Here is a 13903-nt window from a genome sequence, read left to right on the forward strand (position 1 = left end):
GTGTACGTTGTAGAGTTACAGTTTGAGTGTTTTGATAATACAACGCTATCACGTGTGGATCGTGCCATTAATGGATTAATGGATGATTTACGTTATAACGGTCAAGTGCTAGGACGTGAGTTTCCGATTACGATTGATGATGGGATTTTTCGTGTACGTGCCGTATGCCCTGAAAAAGACAGTCTGCATCCCAAGTACAATAGTGAACAAGTGACACGTTGCATTGAAAAGTTGAGTGATGCTTGTTTACTGACACCAAAAATAAAAGTGTTAGGTGTTGATTTAAACTCAGAAGCGGCAGCTGAGCAGAGTAAGCCATCATGGCAAGTGCTTTATACAACTTATGTACATACATGTTCGCCGTTACGTAGTGGTGATTCATTATTGCCGATCCCACTCTATCAGACAGGCGCCCATCTTGATGGTGATTATAAAGCACTGGTTAAATGGCAAACAGAATGGCAAGCCTTTGATGAAATTCAGATGGCAAATAAGAGCCAAGCTGCAATAAAAGTGGCACTAGATGAAATTGGTGAGGTTGATAGTGAACTATTTTCTCGTGGTGAGAAATTACGTGAACAGATCGAATCAACAACCCAGATCCCTACTTATTACTACCTCTATCGTGTGGGTGGAGAAAGTCTCGAGAGTGAAATAAACCGAACATGTCCTAAATGTGATAATGATTGGCGTGTAGAGGATCCTTTACATGGTTTATTTCATTTCAAGTGCGATAAATGTCGATTAGTTTCAAACCTATCGTGGAACTATCAATAATATAAAAGGCTCCTGATTTGATCAAAGGAGCCTTGTTATTATTGCTGAGCTTCTAATTTAGCTAAGCGAGTTGAAAGTGTGATGATTTGTTGTTCGAGTTGAGTGATGCGTTCATCAGCGGTAAGCGCTTTGGTTTGCTTTTCAATCGTTGGCACTTTGGCATTTTTTTTCCATGCTTGAAGCGCTTTGATAATAACCGGGATCGGTAGAGGGCTCGCTAATCGTGACTTTATTAATGCAACAGAAGGCTCTTTTCCCTCTGAGATTAAAGAATTAATTGCGTTTTCTAATTCTTGGGTAATTGTCGACATTGTTTTAAGTATCCTACATATAACAACGCATTTACTTTCTCAGTAAAGCATCAAGTTGATCAATCACTTCGCACCAGTCAGCATCTTGTTCTTGGCATTCCTTTATAAATCGACGTTGTATAACTGAGAAAAAAGGTGCTTCAGCAATATTCTGATGTTGGGCTAGCTGATGTTGGATGATAAATGATTGTATAAACTCATCTGAATTATTAAGTCCTAATTGGCTGAATAAATGAGATAAATTGTGCTGAAATTGTTCCATCATCGCTTCCTCATAATCATGACCGAGATATTAAGCAAAGTATAGTGTATTCAAACTGTCTTTTTTACTATTCCTGTTGTGAGAGATCGCTTACAACAGCGTGAGAAAACAATCCTACAAACATAATACTTATCGTCACTTAACTTTTTATCTTATTGATTTTAAATACCTTATTTATTGATATTTATTTTATCAAAAAATGTTTTATAAATAATTGCTAGCGCTTTATTGTTTAAAAAAGCAAATCGCGTAATCTTATTGGTGTCGGAAGGAACTGACGGAACGGAACAGGAATATACTACAGGATGTAGTGGTCTCAGGATGAGAGGTTGATAGGCTAGGATGGTTTATCAAACAAGGACTGTGAAGGGAACACTCTAGGATAGAGTTCGGTAAGCAGGATGTTTACCAGTCAGGATGACAAAAGGAACACTTCAGGACGAAGTAAAGGACACCTCCAGGAAGGAGAAGAGAGTCATAACAGGATGTGGTGACGGGTTAGGATAACCAAAGGAACAACTTCAGGACGAAGCGCAAGGACAATGCTGAAGGAATCGGCAGTCAAAGGAATGAGGCAGGGAGCACTATAGTGGCGGGAATGCTGCAAGTAAGACCTAAGGGCGTGGCGAAAGTCACGCCCTCTCTTTTTGTTTAAAGGAAAATATCTTTGTTCCTTTTCCTCCTATTTATACTGAAAGTTGTTTTTATAGCGTAACGTATATGTCGATTTATGCGTAAAAAGATTAAATATAAAAGAATATTTCAGTTTTTATGTCGTTAATCTCTTGTTTCGTTGTGCGAGATCTCTTACAAAGGCGTAGGATATCTGTCGTTTAAGCAGTGTTTGATGTCTTCATTATGCTGTTAAGTGTATGATTATTATTGCCTTATTTTTTTGTGACTGTTTGGTTTATTTTTAATAGAAAATAAATGTATTTCGGTGTCTGTGTTTATTAAGGTGATTGGCGTAATATTAATGGTGTCGGAAGGAACTGACGGAACGGAACAGGAATATACTACAGGATGTAGTGGTCTCAGGATGAGAGGTTGATAAGCTAGGATGGTTTATCAAACAAGGACTGTGAAGGGAACACTCTAGGATAGAGTTCGGTAAGCAGGATGTTTACCAGTCAGGATGACAAAAGGAACACTTCAGGACGAAGTAAAGGACACCTCCAGGAAGGAGAAGAGAGTCATAACAGGATGTGGTGACGGGTTAGGATAACCAAAGGAACAACTTCAGGACGAAGCGCAAGGACAATGCTGAAGGAATCGGCAGTCAAAGGAATGAGGCAGGGAGCACTATAGTAGCGGGAATGCTGCAAGTAAGACCTAAGGGCGCGACGAAAGTCGCGCCCGCTCTTTTTTATGCCTTTCTAACTTTTCATATCTCTTTTTTATACTTCTTTTAATGCGTTAATCTCACATTCAACGCCTCTCTTCTCTCTATTTTGTCTTTATTTTTATGCTTTATCGCTTTTTATCTATTCACTTTGTAAGAGATCTCTTACATCACTGTGGGATTAATTCTTTTTTTTAATCGTAAAAATAGTAATTGGAAATAGATTGTTATTTAAGATCAATTAGTTAGATTGGCGGTTGGCGATTTAATAAAGAGTCTTTATTTTTCATAATCTATATATGTGTTGTTCATGATTACTAATCTAGTAATATCTACCTTGTCGAAAGGGAACGGCATTAGGAAACGGAACAGCTAAGGATTAGCTACCTCAGGATGAGGATAGATAGCGGAGCTATCTAACAAGGATTGTGCAGGGAAAACTACAGGATGTAGTGAGGTAAATAGGATATTTACTGGTCTGGATGACATGGAACACTTCAGGATGAAGTTTAGGGATAGCGCTCTAGGATGGAGTAAGTGGAACACTCTAGGATTGAGTAGGGATTAATCTTCATTGATGAAGTCAGGAACAGCTTTAGGATGAAGTAAAGGACACCTCCAGGACGGAAGAGAGAGTCAATATTGGAATATTGATGGGTCAAGGAACTACCGAAGAGCAACTCTAGGATAGAGTTTGGAGCTACACTGGGGATTTAAGTATATCAAGGATTGATGGCAAGGAGCACCATAGTAGCGGGAATGCTGCATGTAAAGCCATAGGGCGCAACGAAAGTTGCGCCCGTTCTTTTTATCACTATAAAAAATTAATACTCTTCACCCTCAGGAAGACGATGAGGGGGAATATAAAAATGGCTTGCTCTAAGTCGCTTCATTTCTAAATAACCTTGATAGGCATCATGCCCGTCGGCAGAGAACTCAAAGACAAAGATAGTACGCCATCCCCATTCTCCACGATGATCTTTGATTTTATGTGTTCCTCTCGCAAAGCTCAGTAATTGCAGTCCCATATTTTTACAGCGTTGCTCTATAAAATATTGCGCTAGCTCTGTTTGTCGTCTTTGCTGCCAAAATAAAAAACCGATGATCGCGATAAGCAGTATTCCGAATAAATTGTCCAAATTTTTATTCCTATTCTCTTATTGCCCACGAGCATGTTGCTGTAATTTCTCAATCGCGGCGACTAAAGCAGGTTCAGCTTGACCATGTAATACTTGAAGCATGGTGCCGCGTAATACAGGAAGCATAACTAAATCTGCAAATAATTGATTGAACAGTGCTTGATCGTTTGTTTCAGCAAGGCGTAATAAAAATCTTGCAGCGTTGTCTGTTGTTAATAGCCCCGACCAGCATCGACCAGCAATAGCGATTAACACTTCACGATGACACAATTCAGGTTGGGCTAAAATACTTTCAAGAGCAAGGTTTAAGATTTTGCTATCACTGCCAGATATTGCACGGATCAACGCTGAAACTAAAAATAGATCCGGATCTTGACTATTGATTTCAGCACTTAAATGTTCACTGATACGAGTACTTAAAGGATCGGGTAATGAACAGTGCTCTAAGCAGCCAAGCAAGGCATAAAGTGGTGTCATTGGAAGGTTTGCAATTGCTTTACGAATAAAGGTAGCATTATTTTCTTGCTTCATTCGCGCACAAATATCGGCAATGCCTTGTAAACCAACACCTTGCCACTGTTGCCAATCTAATTTACCGGATAAATATTGCTGAGCATGTTCGTAATATTGGCTTGCTGGTAAATCCAATTGATGACGGATCTGGGCGTGAAAAATAGCCATCTTGTCATCGGTGGGTTTAAACGTGTAAGGATTAGCCGCTAGCTTTTCTTGTTCTTCTTCAGTCGGCTCGCTATTAAGTGTTGCGCCCATCGCTTCAATCACATACTTAATAAAATCACCAACAGCTGCTTGTTTTAATAAGCCACGCTCATCGAGTGGTAATCGAAGAAACCAGATCCACGGTGTATGTTGAGGTTGCCAAAAAGAAATAGCTAAATGCGCATGTTGCTGTAATGGCCATGGATAAGGCTGGCGATTTTCTTCGACAGCTTTAAATTGTGAAACATCAATTTCATTCACACGGCGGCCGAGATCAAAAATGTTGTATTGGCAGCCTGCATTATCAAGTAATTGGGTCAGGGTATGAAATTTATCCATGGTCATATCTGTGCTCCTAAGTCAGAAAGTCAGTATAACTTTTGCGGTGAGCCAAGCATACCTATTAACTAAAGGATTTATATTGGGTAGGCTAAAGGTTTCATAACCGCGATGCTAAGACGCTTGAATTACTTGGGGCATCTCGTTTCAAGTGCTATTCTGCGCGGCTTACTATCAGGGGGGAAGATGGATAAATATCATCATAGTCAACGTTTACTTGAAGAATTAGAGTTGGTACTACGTCAACATTCTCATTGGCAGTTAACGCCTCCTGATGAGCCGTTACTTACAAGCACCGAACCATTTGCAATTGATACATTAGATTGCCACCAATGGTTACAATGGATTTTTATTCCCAAATTCGGACAACTGATTGCTTTACAATTACCGTTACCAGCACAGTTTGAGATTAGTCCTTATATTGAAGAAGCAATGAAAGAAAAAGTAGGGGTTAACGATATTTTATCGGTCACACGTCAGCTAGATTTACTATTTAAACAACACTGAGTGAATGTAATGGAACTTGAAATTTTATATCGCGATGACTATTTGATTGCGGTTAACAAGCCTGCCGGTATGTTGGTTCACCGTTCATGGCTAGATAGTCATGAGACTGTTTTTGTGATGCAAACATTGCGAGATCAAATTGGCCAGCATGTCTTTCCATTACATCGTTTAGATCGCCCAACATCGGGTGTTTTGTTGTTTGGATTATCCAGTGAGATTGCATCACAAATGATGCCACTTTTTGCTGGGCGCGATATGCATAAAACGTATCATGCCGTGGTGCGTGGTTGGATAAAAGAAGCGGCAGTGCTCGATTATCCGTTGAAGGTTGAGCTTGATAAGATCGCTGATAAAAATGCATCAGAAGAGAAAGAAGCACAACCAGCTGTAACGGCTTACGAGCCATTAGCAACGGTTGAAACAGATATTGCGGTAGGGCGCTACTCAACCAGTCGCTATTGTTTAGTTGAAATGAAACCAGAAACTGGGCGGAAGCACCAGCTACGTCGACATATGCATCATTTAAGTCATCATATTATTGGTGATGTAAATCATGGTGATGGACGCCATAACCGTATGTTCCGTGAACATTATGATTGTCACCGTTTAATGCTGCATGCATCAAGATTACAATTTGATCACCCGATCACAGGTGATTCTATTGATATTCGTGCAGATATTGATGAGACGTGGCGTAAAGTCATGACTGCGTTTAATTGGTCCCCCAATCTATTAGTGCGAGACTAATTGAAGTTTAATTATATCGGATCATAGTGCTTGATTTTTAAGCTTATCATTGCCACATTGGTGATAGTTTATAGTGGCAATGGAGGGCATTATGGCTCGATTAGGTATTTTTATCGGATCTGTTTATGGTGGTGCGGAAGATCTGGCAGAAGCATTAGCAGAGAGTGCGACGTCAATTGAAACGCAGGTCTATTTTGACCCCACGCTAGATGATTTTCTTGATTACAAAGATGATAATGTACTGATCATTTCATCGACAACGGGACAGGGTGAGATCCCTGAAAACTTGTTACCGCTTTATGTTGCACTGCAAGATCAATTCCCTCTTTTACCTCAACAGCAATTTGGTGTGATAGCGTTAGGGGATTCAAGCTATGGTGAAGATCGCTTTTGTGGTGCTGGGCGTCAATTTGATGCGTTATTAGTGGAGTTAGGCGCTAAACCTGTACAAGATCGCCTTGATATTGATGCGGGCATCCATTTTGAGCCGTTAGATGTCGCTAAAGGTTGGTTTGACACCTTTATTGCACAGATATAAAAGAGAAAGCCTGCAGTAATTGCAGGCTTTGTTATTTTTACCCTAATACGTTATCGGTTATGCGTGTTGATTGATTGTGCGTATTAGCGACGCTTCCAATACTTCTTGCTGCTCAACGCTAAGATTACAACCTTGATCATTAACCAGAATAAAGAAGTCCTCAGCGCGCTCACCAATCGTGGTTATTTTTGCCGCTTGCAAACTAATATTGTGTTCGGCAAATACAGCTCCCACTTTGGCTAATAATCCTGGCATGTCTAACGCAACTAATTCCATCATCGTTTTCTTGCCTGTTTTGGTCGGTAGAAAACTGACTTTAGTTTTTACATTAAAGTGTAATAGCTTACGTGGTGCTCGACGGATTTTTCGTTCAGATTTCATCACGGTTAACGCTTTGGTTAACGTGCGTCGAATAGTGGTATGACGGTTTTCATTGATTGCTTTACCGTTAGGATCTAACACCATAAAGGTATCAAGTGTGTAACCATCTTTACTATTCATTATTTGCGCGTCATGGACACTTAAGTTCTTTTTATCTAGCTCTGAAACGACGATAGCAAAAAGCTTGGCTTTATCTTTGCTATACACGAATACCTCAGTACCGCCACGGGTTGCTTTTTTACTGAGTAAGATGAGCGGTTTGTCATGATCGTGCGTGAGTAATGCTTCAGCATGCCACGCCAGTTGTTTGTGGGTATGGCGAAGAAAGTAATCAGCTTTAAAGCGTTGCCATAACACTTCAATTTCTCGTGGCTGAAAACCTTTACTACGTAGCATAGCAGAGGCTAATTGTTGATTGTGACGAATACGGTCACGCACATCTGGTGTATTTTCTAAACCGCGACGTAATGCTTTTTGGGTTGAGTGGTAAAGCTCGGAGAGGAGAGTGCGCTTCCAACTGTTCCATAAGTCTTGGTTCGTGGCACAGATATCAGCAACGGTTAAGCAGACTAAATAGTCCAGACGTTCTTCATCTCGCACTTCTTTAGCAAATTCAGTGACCACTTCGGGATCGTAAATATCGCGACGTTGTGCGGTTACTGACATGAGGAGGTGTTTTTTAACTAACCATGAAACAATATTTGCTTCTGGTCGTGATAGCCCATGTTGGATACAAAATTCATAGGCATCGACAGCACCGAGTTCAGAGTGATCGCCTTTTCGACCTTTGGCGATATCGTGAAAAATAGCCGCTAGAATTAATAATTCTTTCTTAACTATGCGGGGATAGATCTCACAGCAAATCGGGTGACGTTGTTGATTTTCTGGATCGCTAAATTTATTCAGGTTTTTGATCACACGAATACTGTGTTCATCGACGGTATAAACGTGGAATAAATCAAATTGCATTTGCCCAACAATGTGGCTCCATTGCGGTAGATAAGCGGATAACACACCGTGACGATGCATCAAGCGAAAGGCTTTTTGCAAGGCGTTGGGTTGTCGGACCAACTCCATGAACTTTTCACGAGCGGTTGGGATTTCAATTAGGAAGAGATTCAGTCGCCGACGGGCGGTGCGAAGTTGACGCAGTGTTGGCGCCGCAATACCTTCAATCTCAGAGTTTTTAGCAACATGAAGGAACATATCTAAAATAGTTTCAGGGCGAGCTTGGAATAGCGCTGGCTTGGTGGCTTCAATTAAATGCCCCCTAATTTGAAAGTCTTCATCAAGTACCGTGGGTACGGTATCTTTTGGTTGAGTAATAATCGCTTGTTCAAATAGCTGTAGTAGCATTTTATTGAGTTCGGCTACTCGACGAAGCGTACGGTAGAACTCTTTCATCATCATTTCAACATGGCGATTACTTTCACCTTGATAACCTAAGTTGTTAGCCACTGATGCCTGATGATCAAAAGTAAGGCGATTATCATAACGACGAAGTTCGATATGTAATGCAAAGCGAATTCGCCACAGCTCATTTTGACATTCAACCAGTTCACGATACTCAGCATCAGTTAAAAAACCATGGCGACTCATTTCAAATAAGCTGGTGGCGCCAAAGTGTCGGCGTGCAACCCAACTTAAAGTATGAATATCTCGCAGTCCGCCAGGGCTAGATTTTATATCAGGTTCTAAATTGTAGGTGGTATCGTGATAACGAGCGTGACGTTTTTTTTGTTCTTCTAACTTGGCTTTATAAAACGTATGACTTGGCCAGAATGCGCCATCATTAATGGATTCAATAAGGTGATTATAGGTGCCTTTATTGCCGCATAAATAACGGGCTTCGGTTAAGTTTGTTGCAACGGTTAGGTCATTTTTGCCTACATCAATACATTCAGCAACAGTACGGACACTTTGTCCTACTTCTAATCGAAGATCCCACAGTAGCGTAATAAATTCACTGACTTTAGTGCCAATCTCATCGCTAATGGGTTGTTCACTTAAAATTAAAATATCGACATCCGAAAGGGGATGAAGCTCACCACGGCCATAACCACCGACGGCAACAAAAGCTAAATCTGATTGCTGTGAAAATCCATAAAAATGCCATAAACGTTGTAGTAGTTGATCTATGTAGTTACTGCGAGCGGTAACTAGATCGGCAATAGGGACATGCTGAAAAAAACTTTCTTTTTGTTGTTCTGCAAAGGTGGTTAATGCATTACGTAAATTATCGAGGGTGATGTCTTGATCAAGGTAACGATCAAGTTGAAGAGAGAGGGTATCTGTCATGGCAGTCCGTGCTATTGCTAAATCTTATCTTTACTATAACGACTACCAGTGAGGAACAACATGTATAGGGAGAAAAAAACCGACACAGAAGGTCGGTTTTTATGATCGTGTTAACGAAGTCGGTATGTTATGCGTTATGCATAACGCGTGGAAGTGTCTCTTCTGTACGAAGTGTTAAAATTTCACAACCATCTTTTGTCACTAGCAGGGTATGTTCCCACTGTGCTGATTTCTTACCATCGACAGTGTAAACAGTCCAACCGTCTTGATCATCAGATTCACAACCGAATTTACCTGCGTTGATCATTGGCTCGATAGTGAAACACATGCCTTCTTTTAGTACGGTACGATCGCTGTTTTTGTAGTGAACTACTTGTGGTTCTTCGTGGAACTCATTTCCGATACCGTGACCACAGTAATCTTTAACAATAGAGAAACGGCTATTACCAGATTTGATAAACTTCTGAATAGCGGTACCAATATCACCGACACGAGCACCTGGTTTTACTTTTTTAATGGCTAAGTAAAGGCTTTCTTGTGCCACTCGACATAGACGCTTGTCTTCAAGTGATACTTCACCTACTTCAAACATTTTTGATGTATCGCCATGGTAACCATCTTTAATAACGGTTACGTCGATATTAATAATGTCACCATCTTTTAGCACTGCAGGCTTAATGTACTTGCCATTTGCTTCTGGTACTTCTTCATCAGTTAGTGCTGGAATACCATGACAGACTACGTGGTTAATTGAAGTGCAGATTGATTTTGGAAAACCATGATAATTCAGTGGTGCTGGAATAGCTTGCTGATCTTTAGTGATGTAGTCATGACAAATACGGTCAAGCTCTTCTGTAGTTACACCAGCTTTAACGTGGGGTTCGATCATTTCTAGCACTTCAGCAGCCAAACGGCCCGCAACGCGCATTTTTTCAATTTCTTCAGCCGTTTTGATCTTAATGCTCATATAATCGTCTCTATTTGTATGTTTTGCTATAACACTATATTACCAGTCGCTTAGGGCTAATGGAAAGATAAGATTCATTCTCATAACCAGATTTGACTAGATTTAGCGCCTAAATATGTGGTATAAAGCGCGCCGTGATCGGTAATTTTGTTTCTTTCGATAACATATGTTTTTGCGTAAGCACTAATATTAGATACGAAGGTGCGACTTGATTGAGTCACACATACTTATTTTATTATTCACACATATCGACACATCTGCCGGGGTGCTCGGTTACCTAATAAGGTAACAATAGCTTTATATAGTTATTATCGGGTCGGTTTTAAGATGGGATATGTGGACGCCTAACCCCATAGAGGATTATTCAATGGCAACTGTATCAATGCGCGACATGCTTCAGGCTGGTGTACACTTTGGTCACCAAACTCGTTACTGGAACCCAAAAATGAAGCCATTCATTTTCGGCGCTCGTAACCGTGTACACATCATCAACCTAGAAAAAACTGTACCAATGTTCAATGCAGCACTAGCTGAAATTGAAAAAATTGCAGCTCGTAAGGGTAAAGTTCTTTTCGTTGGTACTAAGCGCGCAGCTAGCGAATCAATCAAAGAAGCAGCAATCAGCTGTGATCAGTACTACGTAAACAACCGTTGGTTGGGTGGTATGTTGACTAACTGGAAAACTGTTCGTCAATCAATCAAGCGTCTTAAAGATCTTGAAGCTCAATCTACTGATGGTACTTTCGACAAGCTAACCAAGAAAGAAGCGCTAATGCGTACTCGTGAAATGGAAAAGCTTGAGAAGTCACTAGGTGGTATTAAGAACATGGGCGGCCTACCAGACGCAATGTTCGTAATCGGCGCTGACTGTGAGCACATCGCAATCAAAGAAGCTAACAACCTAGGTATCCCAGTATTTGCTGTTGTTGATACTAACTCTGATCCAGACGGCGTTGACTTCGTTATCCCAGGTAACGATGACGCAATCCGTGCGATCCAGCTTTACACTGGTGCTGTAGCTCAAACTGTTAAAGAAGCTCGTAACCAAGATATCGCTGTTCAAGCTGAAGAAGACGGTTTCGTAGCTGAAGCTTAATAAGTACTTGTTACTTACCGAGCCTCTTAAGTTACCTTGTGTAAACTAAGAATGGTTACCAGGGGCCGATAGGGCCCCTGATTTTTACTCGAAGAATTAAATCTGAGGATTATGACAATGGCAACAGTTACAGCTGCCCTAGTTAAAGAACTGCGCGAGCGTACTGGCGCAGGTATGATGGATTGTAAAAAAGCGCTTGTAGAAGCTAATGCTGATATCGAGCTAGCGATCGAAAACATGCGTAAGAGCGGTGCTGCAAAAGCTGCTAAGAAAGCAGGTAACGTAGCAGCTGAAGGTACTATCATCATCAAAGAAGCTGCTGGTAAAGCTGCTCTTGTTGAAGTTAACTGCCAAACTGACTTCGTTGCTAAAGACGGTAGCTTCCTAGCATTCGCTAACGAAGTTGCTGATGCAGCACTTGCGAACCATGCGTCTATCGAAGAGCTTCAAGCACAATTTGAAGAAGCACGTATCGCGTTAGTTGCTAAGATTGGTGAGAACATCTCTATCCGTCGTGTAGATTACATCGAAGGCGAGAAAGTTTCTGCTTACACTCACGGTGCTCGTATCGCTGTTGTTGTTGCTGGTAACGGCGACGAAGAAACATTAAAGCACATCGCAATGCACGTTGCTGCATCTAAGCCTGAATACGTTAACCCATCTGACGTACCAGCAGACGTAGTTGCTAAAGAGCGTGAAGTTCAAGTTGAAATCGCAATGAACGAAGGCAAGCCTAAAGAAATCGCTGAAAAGATGGTTGAAGGCCGCATGAAGAAGTTCACTGGCGAAGTTTCTCTAACTGGTCAAGCTTTCATCATGGAACCAAAGAAAACTGTTGGTGAAGTACTGAAAGAAACTGGTGCTACAGTAACTAACTTCATTCGTCTAGAAGTTGGTGAAGGTATCGAGAAAGCTCAAGAAATGAGCTTTGCAGAAGAAGTAGCAGCTGTTCAGAAGGGTTAATCCTTCTTTATAAGAATGCCAAAGACCGTAGCCAAGGCTGCGGTCTTTTTACAACTCCATATCTCAAGTTAGCCTGGAAGGTAAAACACATGACCACAAACCCAAAACCAACTTATCAACGAATTTTGCTTAAGCTAAGTGGTGAAGCACTACAAGGCGAAGAAGGTTTCGGCATTGACGCACAAGTTCTTGACCGTATGGCTCAAGAAATCAAAGAACTCGTTGAACTGGGTGTTCAAGTAGGCCTAGTTATTGGTGGTGGTAACTTATTCCGTGGTGCTGGCCTTGCAGAAGCAGGTATGAACCGAGTTGTGGGCGACCACATGGGTATGCTAGCAACTGTAATGAACGGCTTAGCAATGCGTGATTCTTTGCATCGTGCCTATGTGAACGCTCGAGTGATGTCTGCTATTCCTCTCAATGGTGTTTGTGATAACTACAACTGGGCTGATGCAATTAGCCAGTTACGCCAGGGCCGTGTCGTGATTTTCTCTGCAGGTACTGGTAACCCATTCTTTACTACTGATTCTGCAGCATGTTTACGTGGTATCGAAATTGAAGCTGATGTTGTACTAAAAGCGACCAAAGTGGATGGTGTTTACACAGATGATCCAGTTAAGAACCCAGATGCAGTACTTTGTGATAAGCTAAGCTACCAAGATGTACTTGAAAAAGAATTAAAGGTAATGGATTTAGCGGCCTTTACACTTGCTCGTGACCACAATATGCCAATTCGTGTCTTTAATATGAATAAACCAGGCGCACTACGTCGCGTAGTGATGGGTGAGCAAGAAGGTACGCTAATCACTAGCGCTTAAGCAAAAGTGGGCAACTGATTAATTGAAAAAAGTACGATTACTTTTTTACTGTGACCGAATTATCAAGGGTATTTATCGTGATTAACGAAATCAAACAAGACGCGCAAGTGCGCATGGAAAAAAGTGTTGATGCACTACGAAATCAACTAGTAAAAATCCGTACAGGTCGTGCTCACCCAAGCCTACTTGATACGATTCATGTTGAGTACTACGGTGCGAACACTCCGTTAAACCAAGTGGCAAACGTGGTTGCTGAAGATGCTCGTACTCTTGCTATCACTGTATTTGACCGTGAACTAGCACCAAAAGTAGAAAAAGCGATCATGATGTCGGATTTGGGTCTAAACCCAATGTCTGCAGGTACTGTGATCCGTGTTCCTCTTCCACCACTTACAGAAGAGCGTCGTCGCGATCTTGTTAAGATTGTACGTGCAGAAGCAGAGCAAGGCCGTGTTGCTGTTCGTAACATTCGTCGCGATGCAAATGCAACGGTTAAAGGTTTACTAAAAGATAAAGAAATTTCTGAAGACGATGATCGTCGTGCACAAGATGAAATTCAGAAATTAACCGACGATGCTATTAAGAATATCGATGCAGTTCTTGAAGTAAAAGAAAAAGAGTTAATGGAAGTTTAAAACTATATTCGTTAGGTTTTAAATGGCTAGAGGCGCTGTGCGTGCAGCACAGCGCCTTTTTTT

14 protein-coding genes are annotated in these 13903 nt (G+C 41.2%); 8 read left to right on the top strand and 6 right to left on the bottom strand.

The genetic code is table 11. The features are described 5' to 3' along the window. Positions 1-777 (top strand): Zn-ribbon-containing protein, encoded by a 777-nt coding sequence (locus C9J40_RS17045; protein ID WP_107247515.1) that lies wholly within the window; start codon positions 1-3, stop codon positions 775-777. Positions 778-815: 38 nt separating this feature from the next. Here the strand turns inward: C9J40_RS17045 and C9J40_RS17050 are convergent, their stop codons facing one another. The 4 genes from C9J40_RS17050 to C9J40_RS17075 form a co-directional block, all read right to left on the bottom strand. Next, entirely contained in the window at positions 816-1088 is a 273-nt protein-coding gene (locus C9J40_RS17050; protein ID WP_107207729.1) for a hypothetical protein, read from the bottom strand. A 31-nt stretch (positions 1089-1119) separates the two neighbouring features. Beyond that, positions 1120-1350 carry a DUF2789 domain-containing protein gene (locus C9J40_RS17055; RefSeq protein ID WP_005371635.1) on the bottom strand — a complete coding sequence of 77 codons (231 nt, stop codon included), beginning with the start codon at positions 1348-1350 and terminating at the stop codon, positions 1120-1122. A 2166-nt stretch (positions 1351-3516) separates the two neighbouring features. Next, a complete protein-coding gene (locus C9J40_RS17070; protein WP_107207728.1) occupies positions 3517-3831 on the bottom strand; it encodes a DUF3301 domain-containing protein in 315 nt (104 codons plus the stop codon). 18 nt (positions 3832-3849) lie between these two features. Beyond that, positions 3850-4890, bottom strand: coding sequence for a DUF3549 family protein (locus tag C9J40_RS17075; protein WP_199187114.1), 1041 nt, complete (start codon positions 4888-4890; stop codon positions 3850-3852). 186 nt (positions 4891-5076) lie between these two features. Between C9J40_RS17075 and C9J40_RS17080 the strand changes: the two genes are divergently transcribed. The 3 genes from C9J40_RS17080 (at position 5077) to C9J40_RS17090 (ending at position 6682) form a co-directional block, all read left to right on the top strand. Then, a complete protein-coding gene (locus tag C9J40_RS17080; protein ID WP_107247517.1) occupies positions 5077-5397 on the top strand; it encodes a YqcC family protein in 321 nt (106 codons plus the stop codon). A gap of 9 nt (positions 5398-5406) precedes the next feature. Continuing rightward, positions 5407-6144 carry a tRNA pseudouridine(65) synthase TruC gene (gene truC, locus C9J40_RS17085; protein ID WP_105060867.1) on the top strand — a complete coding sequence of 246 codons (738 nt, stop codon included), beginning with the start codon at positions 5407-5409 and terminating at the stop codon, positions 6142-6144. A gap of 91 nt (positions 6145-6235) precedes the next feature. Continuing rightward, a complete protein-coding gene (locus C9J40_RS17090; protein WP_107207727.1) occupies positions 6236-6682 on the top strand; it encodes a flavodoxin in 447 nt (148 codons plus the stop codon). 57 nt (positions 6683-6739) lie between these two features. Here C9J40_RS17090 and glnD read toward each other — a convergent pair whose 3' ends face one another. Together glnD and map are read right to left on the bottom strand one after the other, a co-directional pair. Then, complete coding sequence (gene glnD, locus C9J40_RS17095; protein WP_107247518.1) at positions 6740-9361, bottom strand: bifunctional uridylyltransferase/uridylyl-removing protein GlnD; 2622 nt, start codon at positions 9359-9361, stop codon at positions 6740-6742. Between the two features lie 127 nt (positions 9362-9488). Beyond that, complete coding sequence (gene map / locus C9J40_RS17100; protein ID WP_107207725.1) at positions 9489-10328, bottom strand: type I methionyl aminopeptidase; 840 nt, start codon at positions 10326-10328, stop codon at positions 9489-9491. Between the two features lie 367 nt (positions 10329-10695). Between map and rpsB the strand changes: the two genes are divergently transcribed. The 4 genes from rpsB (at position 10696) to frr (ending at position 13840) form a co-directional block, all read left to right on the top strand. Next, a complete protein-coding gene (rpsB, locus tag C9J40_RS17105; RefSeq protein WP_005371655.1) occupies positions 10696-11424 on the top strand; it encodes a 30S ribosomal protein S2 in 729 nt (242 codons plus the stop codon). A gap of 117 nt (positions 11425-11541) precedes the next feature. Next, positions 11542-12387, top strand: a complete 846-nt coding sequence (gene tsf, locus C9J40_RS17110) for a translation elongation factor Ts (protein WP_107207724.1) — start codon at positions 11542-11544, stop codon at positions 12385-12387. An 89-nt stretch (positions 12388-12476) separates the two neighbouring features. Continuing rightward, positions 12477-13205, top strand: a complete 729-nt coding sequence (pyrH, locus tag C9J40_RS17115) for a UMP kinase (protein WP_005371658.1) — start codon at positions 12477-12479, stop codon at positions 13203-13205. 77 nt (positions 13206-13282) lie between these two features. Beyond that, entirely contained in the window at positions 13283-13840 is a 558-nt protein-coding gene (gene frr, locus C9J40_RS17120; RefSeq protein ID WP_107207723.1) for a ribosome recycling factor, read from the top strand. Positions 13841-13903 lie beyond the last annotated feature (63 nt).

The sequence above is a fragment of the Photobacterium sp. GB-72 genome (assembly GCF_003026095.1).
Classification (GTDB): domain Bacteria; phylum Pseudomonadota; class Gammaproteobacteria; order Enterobacterales; family Vibrionaceae; genus Photobacterium.